21 protein-coding genes are annotated in these 21,396 nt (G+C 68.9%); 8 read left to right on the top strand and 13 right to left on the bottom strand.

Translation table 11 applies throughout. The annotated features are described in order from the left end of the window. Nucleotides 1–54: 54 nt before the first annotated feature. Nucleotides 55–813 (bottom strand): hypothetical protein, encoded by a 759-nt coding sequence (locus CHB84_RS14825; protein ID WP_089302200.1) that lies wholly within the window; start codon nt 811–813, stop codon nt 55–57. Nucleotides 814–1,153: 340 nt separating this feature from the next. Further along, on the bottom strand, nt 1,154–2,464 hold the full coding sequence (locus CHB84_RS14820; RefSeq protein WP_089302199.1) for an alginate O-acetyltransferase AlgX-related protein: 1,311 nt from the start codon (nt 2,462–2,464) through the stop codon (nt 1,154–1,156). 158 nt (nt 2,465–2,622) lie between these two features. On the opposite strand from CHB84_RS14820, the gene CHB84_RS14815 reads away from it, so the two are divergent. Next, nucleotides 2,623–3,984 carry a TrpB-like pyridoxal phosphate-dependent enzyme gene (locus tag CHB84_RS14815; protein WP_089302198.1) on the top strand — a complete coding sequence of 454 codons (1,362 nt, stop codon included), beginning with the start codon at nt 2,623–2,625 and terminating at the stop codon, nt 3,982–3,984. A gap of 97 nt (nt 3,985–4,081) precedes the next feature. Here the strand turns inward: CHB84_RS14815 and CHB84_RS14810 are convergent, their stop codons facing one another. The 7 genes from CHB84_RS14810 to CHB84_RS14780 form a co-directional block, all read right to left on the bottom strand. Then, a complete protein-coding gene (locus tag CHB84_RS14810) occupies nt 4,082–5,854 on the bottom strand; it encodes an SDR family oxidoreductase (RefSeq protein ID WP_089302197.1) in 1,773 nt (590 codons plus the stop codon). Beyond that, nucleotides 5,851–6,696, bottom strand: coding sequence for a M24 family metallopeptidase (locus tag CHB84_RS14805; RefSeq protein WP_217898567.1), 846 nt, complete (start codon nt 6,694–6,696; stop codon nt 5,851–5,853). The genes CHB84_RS14810 and CHB84_RS14805 overlap by 4 nt, the downstream gene beginning before the upstream one ends. Before the next feature lie 172 nt (nt 6,697–6,868). Beyond that, complete coding sequence (gene purM, locus CHB84_RS14800; RefSeq protein WP_089302195.1) at nt 6,869–7,942, bottom strand: phosphoribosylformylglycinamidine cyclo-ligase; 1,074 nt, start codon at nt 7,940–7,942, stop codon at nt 6,869–6,871. A 26-nt stretch (nt 7,943–7,968) separates the two neighbouring features. After that, a complete protein-coding gene (purF, locus tag CHB84_RS14795; protein WP_245818762.1) occupies nt 7,969–9,468 on the bottom strand; it encodes an amidophosphoribosyltransferase in 1,500 nt (499 codons plus the stop codon). Nucleotides 9,469–9,601: 133 nt separating this feature from the next. Further along, nucleotides 9,602–10,072 (bottom strand): hypothetical protein, encoded by a 471-nt coding sequence (locus tag CHB84_RS14790; protein ID WP_245818761.1) that lies wholly within the window; start codon nt 10,070–10,072, stop codon nt 9,602–9,604. Continuing rightward, a complete protein-coding gene (locus CHB84_RS14785) occupies nt 10,056–10,292 on the bottom strand; it encodes a DUF397 domain-containing protein (RefSeq protein ID WP_089302246.1) in 237 nt (78 codons plus the stop codon). The genes CHB84_RS14790 and CHB84_RS14785 overlap by 17 nt, the downstream gene beginning before the upstream one ends. Nucleotides 10,293–10,532: 240 nt before the next feature. Further along, on the bottom strand, nt 10,533–11,354 hold the full coding sequence (locus CHB84_RS14780; protein WP_245818760.1) for a helix-turn-helix domain-containing protein: 822 nt from the start codon (nt 11,352–11,354) through the stop codon (nt 10,533–10,535). Between the two features lie 279 nt (nt 11,355–11,633). Here CHB84_RS14780 and CHB84_RS14775 point away from each other — a divergent pair, with 279 nt between their 5' ends. Beyond that, on the top strand, nt 11,634–12,470 hold the full coding sequence (locus CHB84_RS14775; RefSeq protein WP_089302192.1) for an SAM-dependent methyltransferase: 837 nt from the start codon (nt 11,634–11,636) through the stop codon (nt 12,468–12,470). 18 nt (nt 12,471–12,488) lie between these two features. Here CHB84_RS14775 and CHB84_RS14770 read toward each other — a convergent pair whose 3' ends face one another. Continuing rightward, the gene (locus tag CHB84_RS14770) at nt 12,489–12,815 is read right to left on the bottom strand and encodes a sterol carrier family protein (protein ID WP_089302191.1); all 327 of its coding nucleotides are present in this window, start codon (nt 12,813–12,815) and stop codon (nt 12,489–12,491) included. A gap of 270 nt (nt 12,816–13,085) precedes the next feature. On the opposite strand from CHB84_RS14770, the gene CHB84_RS14765 reads away from it, so the two are divergent. The 6 genes from CHB84_RS14765 to mgtE all read left to right on the top strand — a co-directional run bounded on the left by CHB84_RS14765 (nt 13,086) and on the right by mgtE (nt 18,045). Then, nucleotides 13,086–13,688, top strand: coding sequence for a type VII secretion system-associated protein (locus CHB84_RS14765; RefSeq protein WP_245818759.1), 603 nt, complete (start codon nt 13,086–13,088; stop codon nt 13,686–13,688). Nucleotides 13,689–13,955: 267 nt separating this feature from the next. Beyond that, a complete protein-coding gene (locus CHB84_RS14760) occupies nt 13,956–14,765 on the top strand; it encodes a lysozyme (protein ID WP_245818758.1) in 810 nt (269 codons plus the stop codon). Nucleotides 14,766–14,968: 203 nt separating this feature from the next. Continuing rightward, nucleotides 14,969–16,189, top strand: a complete 1,221-nt coding sequence (locus CHB84_RS14755; protein ID WP_141134703.1) for a hypothetical protein — start codon at nt 14,969–14,971, stop codon at nt 16,187–16,189. Nucleotides 16,190–16,221: 32 nt separating this feature from the next. After that, on the top strand, nt 16,222–16,383 hold the full coding sequence (locus CHB84_RS22965) for a hypothetical protein (protein WP_176439973.1): 162 nt from the start codon (nt 16,222–16,224) through the stop codon (nt 16,381–16,383). Nucleotides 16,384–16,404: 21 nt separating this feature from the next. After that, complete coding sequence (locus tag CHB84_RS22445) at nt 16,405–16,575, top strand: ABC transporter substrate-binding protein (protein ID WP_141134702.1); 171 nt, start codon at nt 16,405–16,407, stop codon at nt 16,573–16,575. 132 nt (nt 16,576–16,707) lie between these two features. Then, nucleotides 16,708–18,045 (top strand): magnesium transporter, encoded by a 1,338-nt coding sequence (mgtE, locus tag CHB84_RS14750; protein WP_089302188.1) that lies wholly within the window; start codon nt 16,708–16,710, stop codon nt 18,043–18,045. 21 nt (nt 18,046–18,066) lie between these two features. Here mgtE and purL read toward each other — a convergent pair whose 3' ends face one another. Genes purL through purS form a run of 3 tightly spaced genes read right to left on the bottom strand, consistent with a single transcriptional unit; the run spans nt 18,067 to nt 21,283 of the window. Further along, entirely contained in the window at nt 18,067–20,373 is a 2,307-nt protein-coding gene (gene purL / locus CHB84_RS14745) for a phosphoribosylformylglycinamidine synthase subunit PurL (protein WP_089302187.1), read from the bottom strand. Further along, nucleotides 20,370–21,047: a phosphoribosylformylglycinamidine synthase subunit PurQ gene (gene purQ, locus CHB84_RS14740; protein WP_089302186.1), complete on the bottom strand. Its 678-nt coding sequence runs from the start codon at nt 21,045–21,047 to the stop codon at nt 20,370–20,372. Before purQ ends, purL begins: the two co-directional genes overlap by 4 nt. After that, nucleotides 21,044–21,283 carry a phosphoribosylformylglycinamidine synthase subunit PurS gene (gene purS, locus CHB84_RS14735; RefSeq protein WP_089302185.1) on the bottom strand — a complete coding sequence of 80 codons (240 nt, stop codon included), beginning with the start codon at nt 21,281–21,283 and terminating at the stop codon, nt 21,044–21,046. The genes purQ and purS overlap by 4 nt, the downstream gene beginning before the upstream one ends. Nucleotides 21,284–21,396: the final 113 nt, after the last annotated feature.

Raw genomic sequence — 21,396 nt, 5'->3', positions numbered from 1 at the left:
GGGCCCGGCCGCCATATCCATCGGCCAGGCCCGAGTCGTGAACGTGCCGAGTCGTCAGCCCGTCACAGGCAGCTTCGTCTCGGTCGGGACCGGCTGGGTAGCCGTCGGCTTCTCGGTGTTCTCAGGCTTCTCGGAGTCCTCGGGATCCGGCTTGTTCGGGTCCAGCGGCTTCTCCGGGTCGACCACGTCCTCCGGCTCATCGGACTCGTCCGACCCATCCTCCTCGGCAGGTCCACCGCACGCGACACCGCCGATCGCGAACACGTAGTTCATCTCGGAGTCGTAGACGGCCAGCCCGTTGGCGGCATCGACGCCTTCAGCGACCTCGCCCTGCTCGTGGAAGACGACCCCGTACTCCGGCTCCAGATCGGTGAAGTACTTCACCTCACCCGGGGCGGGAAGGGCGACGTCCTCGCCATTGATCGTCAAGCTGTCGGCCGTCGCTGTGCTGTCCGGACCGACACACTCGACCTCGAGGTTCGTCACGGAGATGGAGCCGGACTCGCCGACGTCGTACTCGGCGTAGCTCACCTCGGCAGAGGCGTGGTCGTCGCCGGCCATGACGCCTTCGACGTGGACCTCGCCGCCATCGCCCAGCGAGAACTCCCCAGCACCCGCCGAGTCCTCCTCGCCGTCAGTGGACATGACAAGCGGGCTCGGCTCATCGATGCCGGACAGCGCCGCGTGCACGCCGAAAGCCAGCGAGGTCCCCCTGCCCACAGCAGCTGACCCCGTCGCAGCGCCTACGACGAGCGCCGCCACGGCGACCGACGCGCCCAACGCGCTGCCACCCGCGATCGTTCGCTTTCTCATTGATGCTGATCCTCTCGTGGTCATCGCTGATCCTCGAAGACGAACGTCCCCGTTTCGCACTTCGCTGAAGCGCCCTCGCGATATCCCCAGATAGCCGTGAAAGTGTGCACTACACCCCAGGGTCCGCAAGCACGAGCGCACACTAACAGAACGGATATATGCACGTATTTGCCCCACCCAATCAGGTGACACTCCCGGCAGAAAAGACAACGTATCGTAATAGCAAGGAATGGGGTTTGCGCGCCGTAGAAGTCGCTACCGTGACCGATGCTCGCGCGAGATCTGCAGCGTACGGGACCAAAATCGCCGGATCCGGGGCCGGCGGCCGGTACAGCGTGCCTCATTCGATCGGGTTGGCCGCGAGCGTCCTCGTGACGGTATCGATGATGTCGGGATCGACGATCGCGTGATCATCCGGGACCAGCGTGCGTTCGGCAACCTGCACGGCGACGATCTCCTTGTCCACCAGCATGTCGGCGACGGCCTGCCCGCCGTCCTCGCGCAGGTTGTCGTGATGGAGCACGGTCAGGTCCGCGAAAGAGGCCGCCAGGTAGGGCAGGGCACGGATGGTGAAGGAGTCGCCGAGCAGCATCGCGGGCCGGTCGACCATTCCCGGCAGGGCAGTGGAGCTGATATCGAGAGGCGTGCGGAAATCCTCGTCGACGTCGCGGGTACGGTCACGCTCGCCGTCCGGCTCGAGACGGTAGCTGCGACCATCCACCTCACCACTACGGCCGATCATCGGGGGCAGGTCGGCAGGGCCGCTCCAGCGCCCGTCGATCTCGATCCCCCATTGCCTGCTGATGCCCGGTTCGACGGCCTCGGCCAGCGCCCGCGCCATAGCCACACCACCTTCGTCGCCCCAGTGCGAGTCCAGGTGCGGGTATACCGGCACGCCGAGAACCTTCCCCCACCGTTCGAGTTCCGCACGCAGGTCGAGAAGATAGTCCTCGGCCTCGATCCGGCGCCAGAACTCCTGGTTCACGTCGGTGACACAGTCCCGCCCCGCGTACGGTTCCGGCAGGTGGTCGGGCACGACGGTGAGCTTGTCCGGGGCAACCACGAGCGCGAAGTCACGGCCGCTCGCCTCGACCCCCTCGCGGAGCTGGTGCAACCGCGCGCGCATCTCGTCGAAATCGTGCTGCGCATCGCACCTGCTGTCGATCTCGACGCCCAGGTAGAGCCAACCGTCCGTGCCTTCCACAACCCGGGGCGCGGCGTGACCACCGGTTTCGTTCCCGGCCGCGTCCTCATCGGGCGCGTCCTCTTCCGGCTGCTGGTCGCCGGGCAGCGGCACGCCCTGCGAACCGTCGCCGAGCGGGGGCGGTTCCCGGAACAGCCCCCTGCTGACCGTATCGGCCACCGTGATGGCCTCGTCCCGGAACGGCAGGTGGTCGACCGCCCACGGCGCCATACCGGTGAAGAACCCCCACCCGGCCGACGGGCTCGGAAACTCGGTCAGCTCCCGGTTCTCGATCTCGGCGGCACGGGCGCCGAGCCCGTAGGTCAGTACCGGGGCAGCGAAGAACACGGCTGCGCAGGCAAGCGCCAGCCACTGCCTTGTCGCATGCCGTGGCCGGTACAGGACGTGCTGGCGCGGCAGCCAGGATTCGTGGACCGGTGGCAGCGTCCCGTTCGCCCCCCTGTTCATCGAGGTACAGCGTAGCGTGGGACCGGCCAGGGCGGGCGGGGTCGGCACGGAACGGCCCGCCGCATCCCCTTGCGAACCGAACCGGCACTGTTCGCGGGGCGGCACGGCCCCACGCGCTACATTGTTCGCACCCGACCGCGGAGTTTGGAGGAGGTCCGATGCCTGGTCGCACGAAGTACCTGCTGGACGAGAGCGACATGCCGACCCAGTGGTACAACATCGCCCCGGATCTGCCGGAGCCTCCGCCACCCCCGTTGCACCCGGGGACCGGTGAGCCTGCCGGGCCGGACGACCTGGCGCCCCTGTTCCCGCAGGAGCTCATCGCCCAGGAGGTCAGCGACCAGAGCTATGTCGACATCCCGGGTGCGGTGCTCGACGTGTACCGGCTGTGGCGCCCCTCCCCGCTCTTCCGTGCCCGCAGGCTGGAGAAGGCGCTCGGCACGCCCGCCAGGATCTACTACAAGTACGAGGGTGTCAGCCCCGTCGGGTCGCACAAACCCAACACGGCTGTCCCGCAGGCGTACTACAACGCCGCAGAGGGCATCACGCGGCTCACCACCGAGACCGGCGCCGGGCAGTGGGGCAGCGCGCTCGCTTTCGCCTGTGCCACATACGGGCTGGACTGCGAGGTGTGGCAGGTACGGGCGTCCTACGACCAGAAGCCGTACCGCAAGCTGATGATGGAAACCTACGGCGCGACACTGCACCCCAGCCCCTCCGAGCTGACCGAGGCGGGGCGTGCCGTGCTCGCTGAGCATCCCGACTCCACGGGCAGTCTCGGGATCGCGATCAGCGAGGCGGTGGAGATGGCAGCCGCCGACCAGGGCGCCCGCTACGCGCTCGGCAGCGTGCTCAACCATGTACTGATGCACCAGACGGTGATCGGCGAGGAGGCGCTGCGGCAGTTCGAGCTCGCCGAGGACACCCCTGATGTGCTCATCGGCTGCACCGGCGGCGGCTCCAACTTCGGCGGGCTGGCGTTCCCGTTCCTGCGCGAGAAGCTCGCCGGGCGGTCCGGTGTCGACATCCGTGCCGTCGAGCCCGCGGCCTGCCCGACGTTGACCAGGGGAAGGTACGCCTATGACTTCGGCGACACGGCGGGGCTCACGCCGTTGCTCAAGATGCACACCCTCGGTCACGAGTTCATCCCGGACCCGATCCACGCCGGTGGCCTGCGCTACCACGGCATGGCCCCCCTGCTCTCGCACATCTACGAGCTCGGGCTGATCGGCGCGCAAGCGATCGGCCAGCAGGAGTGCTTCGCGGCGGGCGTGCAGTTCGCCAGAACCGAGGGGGTCATCCCCGCTCCGGAACCCACACACGCACTCGCCGCGTCCGTCCAGGAAGCCCTGCGCTGCAAGGAGACCGGCGAGTCCAAGGCCATTCTCACCGCGTTGTGCGGGCACGCGCACCTGGACCTGCCTGCCTACGGTGCGTACCTGTCCGGCGCGATGACCGACAACGAGCTGTCCGAGTCCGACCTCGAACGGTCGCTGGCCGGGCTCCCTGCCGGCGGCTGACCCGGTTCCGCTCACGTGGGACCCGCGCGGCCGTCTCCCGCGCGGGTCCCACGCAGGCGGCGGCTGCCGCTTCGTGGCTTCCGGTGCTGTCGTCCGGCTACGAGACCTCGAGCTTGGCTGCGGCGCGCAGCGTCGCGGGCGAGACCCGTGACAGCAGGTACGTCACCTTCGCCTCCGGGGTAACCGGCACGATCGGCTTGCCGCGCTGCACAGCGCGCACGATCTCGGCGGCGACCCGCCGCGGTGTGTAGTTCCGCCGCGCGTACAGGCCGGTGGCACGGTCGCGCTTGCGCCCCTGCTCCGCCTCGCCGACTCCGGCGAACGTGGCTGTACGGGTGATGTTGGTGCTGACCACGCCTGGGCAGATGGTGGACACCCCGATGGCGTGCCCGTCCAGTTCGGCGCGCAGGCAGTCGGACAGCATGTACACGGCTGCCTTGCTGGTCGCGTAGGCGGGCAGGTCCCGTGTCGGCAGGTAGGCGGCCATCGATGCGACGTTGACGATGTAGCCGCCCTCGGCACGCTCGACCATCCGTTCCCCGAACGCCCGGCAGCCGTGGATCACACCCCACAGGTTCACGTCGAGCACGCGGTGCCAGTCCTTCGTGGTGGTCGCCATGAACGGGCCGCCGTGCCCGATACCGGCGTTGTTCACCACGATGTCGGGAACGCCGTGCCGCGCTGCTACCTCGCCCGCGAAGTCCCGCACCGCGCTCTCGTCCGTCACGTCGAGGCCGTATCCGTAGCCGCGGGAACCGAGCACCTCGACCAGCTCGGCCGTGCGCCGCGCCGCTCCCTTGTCGATGTCGGAGGCGACGACCTCGGCACCGGCCTCCGCGAAGGTCAGCGCGGTTTCCCTGCCGATGCCGCTACCCGCTCCGGTCACCACGACGAGATGGTCGGCGAACGGTGCCCGGCGTACCCCGACCCGGGCGCGCCGCACCGTCCGGGATGCGGGCTCGCCGCCGATGTGCCTGATGAACTCGGTGGCCATCCGTGCGACCGCCTCGGGATGCGTCAGCGGGACCCAGTGCCCGGCCTGCACCGTGCGCCGCCACAGCCGGGGTGCCCAGCGCTCGACACCTTCCGTGAGCGCCTCGGTGACGTAGTGATCCCCGGACGGCTGGATGAGCTGCACGGGAATCCCGGTCGAGCGCTCCCGTGGACCGCGTCCGACCCGACCCAGCATGTTCGCCCGGTACAGCGCGATGCCGCGAACCGCGTCCGAGCGCAGCGTCGGTGCCGGATGCCCGGCCGTCGGCGGAACTCCCTCCACTCTCTCCAGCACGCTTGCCCAGCGGCGCGCCAGCCACAGCCGCCACACGGCAGGTGCCAGCAGCGGTAGCTGGAAGAGCAGGATGTACCAGGAGTGGAGTAGCTGGCTCACCAGCTTGCCCAGGTTCCGCGGGGTCGGACGGGACAGCCGCTGCCGCACCTGGTGACCCACGTGGTCGAGGCACGGACCGGAGATCGAGGTGAACGAGGCGATGCGCCGTTCGGCACCGGGATCGGTGACCGCCTCCCAGGACTGGATCGACCCCCAGTCGTGCGCGACGACATGCACCGGCTCGTCAGGGCACACCGCGTCGGCCACCGCGAACAGGTCGGCGGCAAGCAGGTCCAGCCGGTAGTCGCGACTCGCGCGCGGCGCAGAGGACCGCCCCGCTCCGCGCACGTCGTAGGTGACCACGTGGAACGACTCCGCGAGCAGCGCCGCCACCCCGTCCCACACCGAGTGCGTGTCCGGGTAGCCGTGCACGAGCAGCACCGTCTCGTTGCCGGGGTCGCCGTGCTCGTACACCGCGAGCCGGGCGCCGGCCGACTCGACGATCCAGCTCACCTCCGTACGGCCCGGTTCCGCTGTACTCATGCGACCTCCATCGCCTGCCAGCGCCGCACGTGCGGCAGATCGTCGTCGAGCCAGTAGGCCGGGTTGCCGGGGTCTCCCGTGACCACGAGCAACTCCTCGTACTTGATCCCGACATCCCGGAAGCCGATGTGCGGCTCGACCGCCCACAGCCCTGGCGTGGGTGCGTGTGCCGAGGCGTGCTTGTCCGCCCACAGCGGCGACCGGCCGTGCAGCCGCTCGGAGATCAGCTCGCGTCCGAGCGTCTGCAGCGTCCGGATACCGAAACCGAACAGGGTGACGCCCTTCGGGCCGATGGCGTGCTGCCGGGTGACCTGATGGCCGATCACCCGGCCCGGGTAGACCTGGTGACGGTTGTCGAAACCGTGCCGTGCGATCAGGGCGTCGACCTGCTTGTAGATCTCGTCGAGCGCGTGACCCTCCCGCACCAGCCGCAGGATGAGCTCGCGGTACTCACGCAGGTCGGCGCAGAGCCGGTCCCAGATCCGGTTCTCGCCGACCCTGCCCCCGTAGCCGATGTCGGCGGTGTAGCCGTCGATGATGGGCGCACAGTCGAGGACGAACGCCATACCCTCGCGCAGCACCCTGTTGCTGGGAAAGAACTGGAACGGCACCCGGAAGCCGCGGAACGCGGTGCGGTCGCCGAACCACGCGAACGGGACATGGAAGAAGTCCTCGACGCCGCCTGCGACCAGCCTGCGGCGCAGTTCCGCGGCGGCCTGCCGCTCGGTGACACCGGGCTCGAGCCAGGCGGCGGTCTCCTCAGCACACCGGTACGCCAGCTGCTGCACCTCGCGAAACCGCTCGAGATCACGCTCCGAGAAGTCCAGTTGCGTACTCGGCATCGGCGCTCCGCTCATCAGGGACTCATCGGGCTAACCATCAGTAACATACTGATAGTAGGTTAGCCCCGGAACACGTGTGATGTCGAGAAATCCGCCACCGATGTGCGAGCCGAAGGTGACCTCCGTTCCATAGAAGGAGCCGAACGTGACATTCGGCTCCCACCCTGGCGGGTCAGAAGCGGGGGTGGTCGCCGCGGAGAACCGCGCGGTCGCTGTCGGACTCCTCGGTGGGGCGGATGTCGCCGAGCACCCACGCCGGGATGTGCCGCGCGGTGAGCACGGCGAGGGCGCGGTCGACGTCCTCGGCGGCGATCACCGCGACCATCCCCACCCCCATGTTGAAGGTGCGCTCCATCTCGTCGGGCTCGATGCGGCCACGCTGCGCGATCATCCCGAAGACCGGCTGCGGGGTCCAGCTGTCCCTCTCCAGGATGGCGACCAGGCCCTTCGGCATGACCCTTGCCAGGTTGGCGGCCAGGCCACCGCCGGTGACGTGCGCGAACGTGCGCACGTTCGTCTCCGCGATCAGCGAAAGGCACTCCCGCGCGTACACCTTGGTCGGCTCGAGCAGCTCCTCGCCCAGCGTACGGCCGAGCTCCTCGACATGACCGTCCAGCGGCATGCGGGCGTCCTCCAGCAGCACCTTGCGTGCCAGCGAGTACCCGTTCGAGTGCAGGCCGGACGAGCCGAGCCCGATGGCGACGTCTCCGGGACGCACCCGCTCGGGTCCGAGGACGTCCGCTGCCTCCACGACGCCGACGCCGGTGGCCGAGATGTCGTACTCGTCCTCGGCCATCATCCCGGGATGCTCGGCCGTCTCCCCGCCGAGCAAGGCGCACCCCGCCTGCACGCATCCCTCGGAGATGCCGGCGACGATGTCGGCCACCCTGGCCGGTACCACCTTGCCGACCGCGATGTAGTCCTGCAGGAACAGCGGCTCGGCGCCCGTGACGACGAGGTCGTCGGCGACCATCGCGACGAGGTCGATGCCGATGGTGTCGTGTTTGTCCATCGCCTTCGCGACCATGATCTTGGTACCCACCCCGTCCGTGGACGAGGCAAGCACCGGCTCGGTCCACCGGTCGAGCTTGAGGGAGAACAGGCCTGCGAAACCGCCGACACCGCCGTGCACCTCCGGTCGCGTGGCTCGGGCGGCATGTGCCTTGATCAGTTCTACGGCGTCGTCACCGGCCTGGATGTCGACGCCTGCTGCTGCATACGTTGCCTTGTTCGGCGGGGTGGTCACGATGCTCCGTTCCGTTCAACGACACGCTAGGGACGCTGCACAGCGTCGTGCGCACCATAGCCCTGCTGCGTGGCGGCGGGCGACGACCCCTGGTCGGCCACATCGGGGTCGAGCCCTTCCAGCACGTGCTTGCCGATCAGCTCGTCCTCGGGGATCGCGATGGGGTACTCACCGTCGAAGCACGCCGCGCACAGCCGGGAACGGGGCTGCTCCGATGCGGCGATGAGCTCCTCGAGGGAGACGTAACCGAGCGAGTCGGCCCCGATCGAACGGCGGATCCCCTCGTTGTCCAGACCGTTGCCGATGAGCTCGGCGCGCGAGGCGAAGTCGATGCCGTAGAAGCACGGCCAGCGCACCGGCGGGGACGCGATCCGCACGTGTACCTCGACCGCACCCGCCTCGCGTAGCATCCGCACCAGGGCGCGCTGCGTGTTGCCGCGCACGATCGAGTCGTCCACCACGATCAGCCGCTTGCCCCGGATGACCTCGCGCAACGGGTTCAGCTTGAGCCGGATACCGAGCTGCCGGATGGTCTGGGAAGGCTCGATGAATGTGCGGCCGACATAGGCGTTCTTCACAAGGCCGGAGCCGTACGGGATACCGGAGGCCTGCGCGTAACCGATCGCCGCGGGCGTACCGGACTCCGGGACGGGAATCACCACATCCCCGTCGGCGGGATGTTCCTCAGCCAGCCTGCGCCCGATGTCCACCCGGGTGGCGTGCACGCTGCGCCCCGAGATGGTCGTGTCAGGACGCGCGAGGTAGACGTACTCGAAGACGCACCCCTTCGGCTCGGGGTTCGCGAACCGCGAGGAGCGCAGCCCGCTGGCGTCGATGGCAAGCAGTTCGCCGGGCTCGACCTCGCGCACGAACGATGCGCCGACGATGTCCAGCGCTGCGGTCTCGCTGGCAACAACCCAGCCGCGCTCCAGCCGGCCGAGCACGAGCGGGCGCACTCCGTGCGGGTCACGCGCCGCGTAGAGGGTGTTCTCGTCCGAGAACACCAGGCTGAACGCACCGCGGACGGTCGGGAACAGTTCCTGGGCCGCCCCCTCGACCCCCTTGTCCGTGGCCGCGTGCGCCAGCAACGCGCTGAGCACCCCGGAATCTGTCGTGGCGGCGTCCTTCCGGAACAACCCCAGGTCGCGCGCATGGTCGGCGAGCTCGGCGGTGTTCACCAGGTTGCCGTTGTGCGCGAGTGTGATGCCGCTTCCGGTGTCGGTTGTGCAGAACGTCGGTTGCGCGTTCTGCCAGTTGCCGCCCCCGGTCGTGGAGTACCGGCAGTGGCCGACCGCGACGTGACCGTTCAGCGAGCACAGCACCTGCTCGTCGAAAACCTGGCTGACCAGGCCGAGGTCCTTGTACACCACGATCTGCGAGCCGTCCGAGACGGAGATGCCCGCAGCTTCCTGGCCGCGGTGTTGCAGGGCGTACAGGCCGTAGTAGGTGAGCTTGGCGACCTCCTCGCCGGGCGCCCACGCGCCGAATACCCCGCACTCCTCACGAGGTCCGTGGTCAGCGGTCAAATCGTCAGGGTCGGGTTGTGACACCTCAGGGCTCCCGCGAGAACGACGGACGTGCACCGTCAGTGTAGCCGTTACGTATCCACCGCCCCGCGGGACAAGGCCACAACGCGTGCGCCTGCCCCGACGAAAGGGGCTAACCGGACAGGCCGGATCTACCGCCGGAGTCGCCGCCGGACTTGCCGCCGGACTTGCCGCCGGACTTGCGCAGCCACGTCGAGGTACCCGACCCGACCGGAACCCAGCAGCCGCTGACTCCGGCCTCTCCGCTGCTCGCCGGCGCGCCGGAGGGGTACTCGTCCGGCAGTGCGATCAGCTTGTCGAGCACCTCGTGCACCGTGCCGGTGGACTGCCACAGCACTGTGCCTGGTGCCATGATGTCTGCTTCGTCACCCGGCATCCGAACGGCATGCACGTCGTTCTCGGCGTGCAGCTTGACCACGTCCACGACGTCGTCGTGCACGCGCACCCCGACCACGGCCACGACAGCGCCGTCGGCGTCTGTCGGGTGCACGAACTGGTACCCGCGCGAGATCAGCTCGTGCAGGCGTTCTTCCACTCCCCGGGCCTCGGCGGGCGGGGCCGTGGTGTCAGCCGAGAACGTCATCGAACTCACCGTCTTTCGCACCCGCGAGGAACGCGACCATCTCTTCCCGGGTGTAGACGAGCGCGGGCCCGTCCGGATGACGCGAGTTGCGTACCGCGAAGTCGCCCGAGTCGAGCCGGGCGAACTCCACGCAGTTACCCTGCGCGCCACTCCGTGCGCTCTTGCGCCACTCGACTCCCGCCAGTTCCCGAGCCGACATGCCGTTGACAACCGCCGTCATCGACGACCCCACTTTCCCCGAATAGTAAGGGTGCATCTGCATGTGCACGTTCCATTGCAGCCGGACCGTAGCAGTCGATCATGCAAATGTGAATGCACATGCAGACGCCGTACGGGCAGCTCGTCATCAATCACTGATACGGGTGACAACGATCGCGATTGCCGTTGTCCCTACCGGAGCATCCGGACGCGCTCGGTAACTGAGACGCACGGACCGACCGGATACGCGGGCACCGGGGAATCAGGTCTGCACGCGGACCTTGGACAGCATCTGGCGGCTCTGCTCCGGGGTCTCGGCGTCGACGGCGAGGCGGTCCAGCGCTCGAGCGTAGACCTCGAGCTCGTCGAGCCGCTCGATATAGTGCGCGCCGGTGAGGTACTCGACGTAGGCCACGTCCGGCAGCTCGGGCTCGGCGAACCGCAGCAACGAGAACGCGCCCTCCACGGCCTGCCCGCTGCGGTCGTACGGCAACACCTGCAGCGTGATGTGCGGCATGGTGGTCAGCTCGAGCAACGCGTCGATCTGACCCCGCAGTACCTTGCGGCCGCCGATCGGCCGGTGCAGCACGGACTCGTCGATCACGCACCAGAACCGGGGAGCGTCCGGACGCGCCAGCAGTTTCTGGCGGCGCACGCGCAGCGCGACGCGCTCGTCGATCTCCCCTTCGGTCATACCGCTACGCGCGTTGCAGACGACAGCCCGCGCATAGTCCTCCGTCTGCAGCAGGCCGGGCACGAACTGCAGCTCGAAACTCTGAATTCGCGAGGCCACTTCCTCCAGCCCGACGTATGCACTGAACCACGACGGGATGACCTCGGTGTAGCCCTGCCACCACCCGGGCTGGTTGCACTGGTCGACCATGTCCTCGTACATCTTGCGCTCGTCGGGATCATGCACCCCGTAGACGGTGAGCAGGTCGAGGACATCGCGCTTCTTGAAGCCGACACGGCCCAGCTCGAGGCGGCTCATCTTGGACTCGGAACCGCGGATCTGTTCGCCGGCGGCCGCACGCGTGATACCCATCTCCTCGCGTAGCTTGCGCAGCCACGCACCGAGGATCATTCGCCGCGCCGTCGGAGCGCCGCCGGACTCGGCCCCGGACGAATTGCCGGAGGAATCCCCAGGAGAAGCACCGCGCGCCGAAGAAGTCATATCGCACCCTCGTGTCGTCGCAGGTCAGGCTAATAACCCCACGGAGTGTACTACGCGCAGCGCAATCGACCAATCACACACCGTTGGTCGTTCCGTGCGACAAGCCTCCCGTACGGGTGCACATTGCACGTAGGCTTACCACTACCCTATGTGTGATCTGCGATACGACGAAGCCTAGCGAGGTGTTCGATGACTAGCACGTCATCCCAGTCCGACGAGCGCGTTCCGGTAGGGGTTGATCCGACGCGAGCCAGCATCGCGCGCGTCTACGACGCCTTCCTGGGGGGCAAGGACAACTACCAGATCGACCGCGAGGTCTTCCACGGCGTACAGGCCAAGGCCCCGGAAGCCCAGGAGCTCGCGCAGGACAACCGGGCGTTCCTGATTCGCGTCTGCCGCTTCCTGGCGCGCCAGACCGGCATCAACCAGTTCCTCGACTGCGGCTCCGGCCTGCCGACTGCCGAGAACATCCACCAGGCCGTGCAGCGCACCAACCCGGACGCGCGTGTGGTCTACATCGACAACGACCCGGTGGTACTCGCACACGGTCGTGCCCTTCTCGAGGAGAACGACCTGACGCACTTCTCTCCTGCGGACATTTTCGACCCGCAGTCCGTCCTCGAGGACGAAGTCGTCCGCAAGCACATCGACTTCACCGAGCCGCTCGCCTTCCTCCAGCTCGGCACATTGCACCACTTCGAGGGTCCGGAGGACCGCCCTGCCGAGATCATGCGGGAGTACATCGACGCGCTGCCTTCCGGTTCGTACGTGGCGATCAGCCACTTCCTCGACCCGGAGAACGAGCACAGCGAGGTGGCCCGCAGGATGGAGGAGGTATTCCGGCACAGCCCGATGGGCTCCGGAACGTTCCGCACCAGGCGCCAGATCGAGGAGCTGTTCAACGGCTTGGAAATGGTCGAACCCGGAGTCGCCAAGTGCTTCGAGTGGTGGCCGGACGGGCCGATGCTCGGAGAGCCGAGCCAGGTGTCGCACTGCATCGCGGGCGGGGTCGCGCGCAAGCCCTGACGCGCCGGGCGGGCTCGTTCAGGCAGGCACAAGGGGCAGCAGGGTGGACAGGTCGGCGCGGTTGCCGGAAACACTGACCCGGCCGTCGCGCACGACCTCGTCCCACGCCAGCCGGCCCGACGCGAGCTCCAGCCACGTCCGCGGGTCGGTCTCGACCACGTTGGGCGGGGTTCCCCTGGTGTGCCGTGGCCCGTCGAGGCACTGGACCGCCGCGAACGGGGGAACCCGCACCTCGACGCTGCGTCCGGGGGCGCGATGCTCCAGCGAGCGCAGGCTCAGCCGGACGGCCTCGCCGAGTTCCGCCCGCGCCGGTTGGTCCGCTGTGCCATCGAGCCAGCCGGACATCCCGGCGAGTGCTTGGCGTACCGCGCCGGGATCCGGGGCGCGCTTCGTCGATGCCACGCTCCCAGCCTAGTGATGGCAGCCTAGTGATGGCAGCCCAGTGACCGCAGCCCAGTGATGGCAGCCCAGCGGTGCTGGGACAGGCGCTCGCCCGTCCAGGATCGTTCGTCGCCCGAAGGCGGGTGCGCCACGCGATCGCCGGATGCGTCCGGCGGTCACCAACCCTCTACGATGACCGAGTAACCGACGTCACGCCGGAACCGGGGAGCGAATTTGGCGCAGTCACACGAGCCGGGGCGGACGACACGACGCCGCACCCCGGCGGCACCTCCCATCACCGAAGCCATGCGCGCGCATGCCCGCGCCAACCCGAACACCTGGTTGAACGTGATAGACGAGGCCTTCGACGCGGACGAGGCGGTTCCGTCCTGGGCTGTGGTGGGCTCGTACCCGGTGGACAGCGACGGCGAGGTAGGAGCGACGTTCCACCCCAACGAGAGCTACCGCCCGTCGCCGAAGGCGTTGGGCTACCCGGAACCGCAGAGCGAGCTGGAAGAGCTCATGCAGCTGGTCGACGCGCAGCACCGTTCCGCTTCCGAGCTGCCGCCGCTCGTCCTGCGCTCGACGCTGTACGTCTACGCCATGGCTCCGCAGCAGGATCACCTCACCGGTTTCTACGACCGCACCGGCCGGGTGGTCGTGCCCGCCTACACCAGCCGCGAGATGATTCCCGCGGACTGGCCGGGAGCACGGATGGTCACGGGCCGCCAGCTGCTGCCGTTCCTCGCAGGCCATCCGCTGGCCATCAACCCGCACGAAGCGGTCACCGCCGTGGTGCCGGCACGGCAGCTGCGGTCCGCGGAGCAGCAGCGCTGAACCGGCGGACGAGACCTCTCTCCCGGCGCGGCAACGTAGCCACACCGTAAGCACCCCTCGGTCGAGTGACACACGATAGATCGAACCGGTCTGATCGAGCCGCGATGCTGTGCGAAAAATGGATCTTGGGTCGTGTGCTGCCCCTGCTCCCCGTGAGACCAGCACGACGACCCGGGTATCCAGGCCAACCAAGACCGCGGCATCCGGGAGGGCATCAGCGTGAGATCCGGTACGGTACCGAGACACGGCCCACGCAGGCTGACAAGCGTGCTGGCGACGTGCGCCCTGTTGATCGGCTCGACGGCCCAGCAGGTTGCACACGCCGCTGACGAGGCTGACGAGAAGGACGCGCAGGTGCGCGCGCACAGCACTCCGATGGGCTCGCAGATCGAGCGAGTCGAGAAGTCCGACCGCGAGTCCACCTCGGACGAGGAGAGCGAGGCCGACGCTTCACGGGACTCGGACGTCCTGGGGATCGACGTCAGCGGTTGGCAGCGGGACGTCGACTGGGAGTACTGGTGGGACGAGGGCAAGCGGTTCGCTTTCGTGAAGGCCACCGAGGGGACCGGGTACACGAACCCGTACTTCACCCAGCAGTACAACGGGTCGTACGACGTCGGGATGATCCGCGGCGCGTACCACTTCGCCCTTCCGGACCGTTCCAGCGGCGCGGCCCAGGCGAACTTCTTCATCGACAACGGTGGCCTGTGGAGTGGAGACGGGAAGACCCTTCCCGGGGTGGCCGACCTGGAGTACAACCCGTACGGCGAAGACTGCTACGACAAGTCCGAGTCGGAGATGGTCGACTGGATCCAGGACTTCCACGACACCTACGCCGACCGCACCGGTCGCTACCCGATCTTCTACACCTCGACGAGCTGGTGGGAGAAGTGCGTGGGGGACGAGCACGACTTCGGCGAGACAGCCCCGCTGTGGATCGCGCGCTACTCCGACCGGGTCGGCGATCTCCCTTCCGGTTGGCACTACCACTCGTTCTGGCAGTACACCGACGACCCGATCGACAAGAACGAGTTCAACGGCACGCGCAGCCAGCTCCGCGCCATCGCCAAGGGGTAGCTGCCCACCCGCCGACCCGGGACGGTCGCCAGGGGCTTACCGGTGACAGCCCCGCGGTGCCGACACCGGGTCAGGTGCGTCGCACACGTCGAATAGGCTGCGGCATGATGCGTGCTCGGGCTCGGGCGATGGAACGTCACCTCGTCGTGGCGCATCCCACCGGATGAGCACGGCAGCGACACGACTTCTTGGGGAGGACTCGTATGACGTATCCATCGCAGCCGGGACAGCCCGATCCGCACGATCACGGTGGGCCTGCCGGCGGCGGCCAGCACGGACGTCCTCCCCAACACGGTGGTTACCCGGGACAGCCACAACAACCAGGACCGGCGCAACCGGGCGGGCCCGGCCAGCAGCCGTACCCCTACGGCCAGGGCGGCTATCCCCAGCAACCCGATCAGTACGGGCAGTGGGGCCACCCGCAGCAACCCGGACAGCCACCGGGTGGCGGGTTCGGCCAGCAGGGTGGCTATCCGGGTCACGGCGACCCGTACGGCCAGGGTGGCTACCCGCCGCCCGGCGGCTACCACCCGGGTGCTCAGCCCCCGGGTGGGATGCCTCCCGGGGGTATGCCTCCCGGAGGTGGCTACGGCCCCGGGTTCGCCGGACCACCCCCCAAGAAACGCACCGGCCTGTGGGTCGGCCTCGGGGCAGGCGGGCTCGGCGTGCTCGCGCTTGCCGCCCTGCTGGTCACCGGGTTCGTCGCACCGGGGTTCTTCCTCAGCGGCGATGACCCCGATGAGATCGCCGAGTCGTTCGCCACCGCCGTCAACGACCGCGACCTCGAAGCCACCCGCGCGGTCATGTGCACCGACTCGAGCTACGCGCAGCGCAAGGAGATCGACCAGCAACTGATCGACGACTCGGCATCGAACGACGAGCACATCAGCGTCACCGGACCGGCCGAGACCTCCGACGACGGGGCTACCGTGCCCATCGCCCTGGAATCCGACGTCGCGGCCGACCCGGATACCGGCGCGTCCTCGGTGAACCTGCGACTCGTGCTCGTCGACGAGGACGGCTGGTGCATCGACGACATGGTCACCGCGGACCCGGCAGGCACGCCCGACGACGGTCCCGCCGACGACGTACCGGGGGGCGATGCGCCCGGCGGCGACACGAACGTCGAGGCCGACGAGGAGGGCATGGCCGCGATCGAGGAGTTCGTCGACGCGATCAACGACGGGGACGACGGTGCGGCGGTCGACATGCTCTGCGACGACGCCGCCGACGTGATCGAGGACGCCATCGAACGCGCGGTCGCCGACGACGCGACGATCTCCGGCTCCGAGCCGGACATGGCACTCGAGGACTGGATCAGCGTCAACCTCGCCGGTTCCCGCGGCGGGCGCGACGCGGAAGGCAACCTCATGGTCGCAGGCGACAGCGGCTCGTGGTGCGTCAGCAGCTTCGGCCTATTCTGACAGGAGCGCGTTCCTGCGGGGTACGCTGGACGGTGGCGCGTCCACGGCAACCCGCGCGACCGCCGGGCAGCAACGACCCCGCTGAGGTCGCCACCACCTTCGTCGAGGGCTGGAACGACCGGGCCCCTGAACCGATGAACGCGGTGATCTGCCAGCAGGTCATGGTCGTGCAACGGGACTCGGAGCCCACGTAGGAGCTGCTCGACACGTCCGAGATGATGCAGGAGCGGGTCACGCTCACCGGTGAGGTCACCGAGGAGTCGGACTCGCGAGCCACGGTGCCGATGGAGATCGCCACCGACGCGGCCACCGACAACCCCGAACTCGCCGTCACACTGGTACTGGGCACCGAGGACGGCGACTGGCGCGTCGACAACATAGAGTGACCAACAGCACCGGTGCCGGTTACCCGTGGTTCTCCCGGCCCGTAGAGTCACACCGGGAGCGGACGACGCGGTCCCGTTCCGGCTTTCCCGTCACAACCCACCGGGTACCCCAGCGACCAGACCGGAGGAGCCATGGCGACCGACACGCTCAGTGAGCTGGTTGAGGCCAACGACGTACCCGGCATGCAGCAATGGCTCGGCGAGCACGCGCCGTACGAGATCGCCGACGAGCTCGGCCGCAGCGACTCGCTCACAGCCGTCCTGCTGTTCCGGTTACTCGACAAGGACCGCGCCATCGACGTGTTCGAGGAGCTGGATCCGGTCGATCAGCAGAAGATCCTCTACGGCCTGCGCGACAAGGCGTTCGGCGAGCTCGTCGAGGCGATGGATCCCGACGACCGGGCGCGGTTGCTCGGCGAGGCTCCCGCCAAGTTCGCCCAGCGTGTCCTCTCCGGGCTGAGCGAGGGCGAGCGCGCCATGACCGCGCGGCTGCTCGGCTACGACGAGGGCACGGTCGGCCGCCATATGAGCCCCAAGGCCGTGCTGCTGCGTGGCTCGCTGACCGCGCAGCAGGCGCTGGCGACGGTGCGCGCCAAGGGCATCGACGCAGAGACCGTCTACACCCTCCCTGTCGTGGACAACAGCAGGCGGTTCCAGGGCGTCGTGGCGTTGCGCGACCTCGTCATCAGTGACGAGAACACCACCGTCGCCGAGCTCGCCGACAGCGAGGTCCCGACGGCCAAGGCCACGGACGACTCCGAGGCCGCGGCGCGCCTGATGCAGGAAGCCAACCTGCTCGACCTCACCGTCGTGGACAGCGAGGATCGCGTGATCGGGCTGCTCACCATCGACGACGCCGTCGAGGTCATCGAGGCAGCCGACACCGAGGACGTCGCCCGGCAGTCCGCCACAGCACCGTGGACCGGGCACTACATGGCGGTCAGCGTGCTCCAGCTCGCCTGGTCCCGGGTGATCTGGCTGATGCTGCTGCTGCTCGCCGCGAGCCTGACGATCGGCGTGCTCGACTTCTTCGAGGAGGAACTCGAGACCGTCGTGCAGCTGGCGATCTTCATCCCGATGCTGGTCGGGACCGGCGGCAACGCCGGCGCCCAGGCCGCGACGGCCGCTGTCCGCGCGCTCGCCGTCGGCGAGCTGCGCACCGGCGACGTGTTACGCGTGGCGTTCCGGGAGTCCCGCGTGGGCCTGCTGCTCGGCCTGACCCTGGCCGCGGTCACCTTCGTGCTCGGCATGATCCTCGTCGGCGATCTCAACGTGGGTATCGCCGTGTCGCTGTCGCTGGTGCTGATCTGCGTGTGGGCGGCGATCATCGGCGGCACCATGCCGCTGCTGGCCAAGCGCGTCGGCATCGATCCGGCAGTGGTGTCGGCTCCCCTGGTCACGACCTTCGTGGACGCCACGGGCCTGGTGTTCTACTTCCTCATCGCGCTGGCCGTGCACCCGGCGCTGTAGGCCCTGCGGGCGGCACCCCGCTCAGGCCCCGTACAGGCCGGGCAGCGTCGACTCCCACGCCTCGCGCAGCTCACCGAGGCCGAAGGTGGCGATGTCCTGGATCTCCAGCGCGTCCGATTCCGGGTCGACCACACCGGTCCTGCGCCACGGCAGCCCGCGCGCGGTGCACAGCTCGGTGAACCGCAGCTCCTCGGTACGCGGCACCGCGACCAGGACCCGGCCTGCGGACTCGGAGAACAGTTGCACGAACGGGTCCTGATCGTCGGCGAGTACCACCCGCGCGCCGGTCTGCCCGATGAGCACCGTCTCCACCAGGGTCTGGGCCAGACCACCCCCGGAGAGGTCGTGCGCCGCCGAGATCATGCCGTCCCGGGAGCCCGCGATCAGGACCTCCGCGAGCAGCTTCTCCCGCCGCAGGTCGACGGCCGGAGGCAGCCCGCCGAGGTGCCCGTGCACCACGTCCGCCCAGTCCGAGCCGCCGAACTCCTCGGCGGTCTCGCCGAGCAGCAACAGGGTCTCACCGGGCTCACCGCCGATGCCGGTCGGGATGCGGCGGCGCACGTCGTCGAGCACGCCGAGCACACCGACGACCGGGGTGGGCAGCACGGCGGTGTCACCGGTCTGGTTGTAGAAGCTGACATTGCCGCCCGTCACCGGGATGCCCAGCTCGGCACAGCCCTCCGCGAGGCCGCGCACGGCCTGCTCGAACTGCCACATCACGCCGGGGTCCTCTGCGGACCCGAAGTTCAGGCAGTTCGTCACCGCCAGCGGTGTCGCCCCGCCGGTCGCCACGTTGCGGTAGGCCTCGGCAAGGGCCAGCTGCGTGCCGGTGTACGGGTCGAGCTTGACGTACCTGCCGTTGCAGTCGGTCGCGGCGGCCACACCCCTGCCCGTGCGCTCGTCCACCATGATCATGCCGGAGTCGGCAGGCTGGGCGAGCACGGTCCCGCCCCGCACGTAGCGGTCGTACTGGTCGGTGACCCAGCTACGCGAGCAGAGGTTCGGCGAGGCCGCCATCCGCAGCACCGTCTCCCGTAGCTCGGTGGCCCCGGACGGGCGCGGCAACCGGTCCGGGCTGTCCGCCTGCAGCGCATCCTGGGCGGCGGGTCGCTGGATCGGGCGGTGGTACTCCGGGCCCTCGTGCGCCAGCGAGCGCGGCGGCACGTCCACGACCGTCTCGCCGTGCCAGGTGATCTCCAGCCGCTCCCCGTCGGTGACCTCACCGATCTCGGTGACCAGAACGTCCCACTTGGCGCACACGCGCAGGAACGCGTCCAGGTCCTCCGGGCGCACCACAGCGCACATCCGCTCCTGGGACTCGCTGGAGAGCACCTCGGCGGGTGTCATGCCCTCCGCGCGCAGCGGCACCCGGTCCAGCTCGACCCGCATACCCCCGTCACCCGCGGACGCCAGCTCGCTGGTGGCACAGGACAGGCCCGCACCCCCGAGGTCCTGGATGCCCACGACCAGCTCCTCGCGGAACAGCTCGAGGCAGCACTCGATCAGCACCTTCTCGGTGAACGGGTCCCCGACCTGGACGGAGGGCAGCTTCTTGCGGCCGCTGCCGGACTCCTCACCCGTGAACGTCTCCGAGGCGAGGACGGACACCCCGCCGATCCCGTCCAGCCCGGTGCGGGCGCCGAACAGGATGACCTTGTTGCCCGTGCCGGAAGCGTGCGCCAGGTGCAGGTCCTCGGCACGCATCGCCCCGACGCACATGGCGTTGACCAGCGGGTTGCCCTGGTAGGTGGTGTCGAAGACGACCTCGCCGCCGATGTTCGGCAGGCCGAGGCAGTTGCCGTAGCCGCTGATTCCCGCGGTCACTCCTGGCAGCACCCGCTTGGTGTCGGTGGCCTCTGCCGCACCGAACCGCAACGAGTCCAGCAGCGCGAGCGGCCGCGCGCCCATCGCGATGATGTCCCGCACGATGCCGCCGACGCCGGTAGCCGCACCCTGGTAGGGCTCCACATAGGACGGGTGGTTGTGGGACTCGATCTTGAACGTGACGGCCCAGCCGTCCCCGATGTCGACGACACCGGCGTTCTCCCCGATCCCCGCGAGCATCTTGGCCCGCATCTCCTCGGTGGTGTTCTCCTTCCAGTGCCGCCAGTGCACCTTGGAGGACTTGTAGGAGCAGTGCTCGCTCCACATCACCGAGTACATCGCCAGCTCGGCCTCGGTGGGCCTGCGCCCGAGGATCGACCTGATCCGGGCGTACTCGTCGTCGGCGAGTCCCAGCTCGGTGTAGGGCTGCGGCTCCTCCGGGGTCGCCTCGGCGTGCGTGACCGTCTCCACGTGCGGCCGGGTCTGGGGGTGGGCCTGGCTCATGCCGCTCCCTGCTTGACGTTGTCCATCGCGGAAAGGAATATGCCGAGCCCGTCGTCGGTCGGGCCGGTCAGCGGGTCGGTGGCGTGCTCCGGGTGGGGCATGAGCCCGACGATCCGCCCCGAGCCGTCCGAGACCCCCGCGATGTCGCGGCGCGACCCGTTCGGGTTGTCCTCGACATAGCGGAAGACGACGCGACCCTCTCCTTCGAGCGCGTCGAGCTCGCGCTCGTCGGCCATGTACGCGCCCTCGCCGCTCTTGACCGGCACCAGGATCTCGGCGCCCGGCTCGTAACGCGTGGTCCACGCCGTGGTCGTGCTCTCCACCCGCAGCCACTGGTCCCGGCAGACGAACCGCAGCTTGTGGTTGCGCACCAGCGCACCGGGCAACAGGCCCGCCTCGCACAGGATCTGGAACCCGTTGCAGATGCCGAGCACCGGCATGCCCTTGCGGGCGGCCTCGATGACGGGCTCCATCACGGGCGCGAACCGGGCGATCGCCCCGGCCCGCAGGTAGTCGCCGTAGGAGAACCCGCCGGGGAGGACCACCGCGTCCACCCCGCGCAGGTCGGCGTCGCCGTGCCAGAGCGCGACGGCCTCTGCGCCCGCGCGCTCGATCGCGCGCACCGTGTCCACGTCGTCCAGGGTGCCCGGGAAGGTGACCGCGCCGATCCTCACTGGTCCACCCGCCGCACGACGAAGTCCTCGATCACCGGATTGGACAGGAACCCCTCGGCGATCTTGTCGAGCGTGTCGTCGTCGACGGAGTCGTCGACGTCGAGCTCGAAGTGCTTACCCTGGCGCACGTCACGCACGCCGTGGAAACCCAGGCGAGGTAACGCCCCCGCCACGGCCTGGCCCTGCGGGTCGAGGATTTCCGGCTTGGGCATGACGTCTACGACGACTCTGGCCACGTGCTCTCTCCGTGTCGTGAATCGGGGTCGCCAGCGAGCGGCGGTGTACCAGCGACAGCCTACCCAACCTGCGCGTTCGCACTCGGCGAGAGGAGTGGTGGTCGCGAGCTGGG

Source organism: Haloechinothrix alba, from assembly GCF_900188115.1.
Lineage (GTDB): Bacteria > Actinomycetota > Actinomycetes > Mycobacteriales > Pseudonocardiaceae > Haloechinothrix > Haloechinothrix alba.
This window is presented reverse-complemented; position numbering and strand designations above follow the sequence as displayed.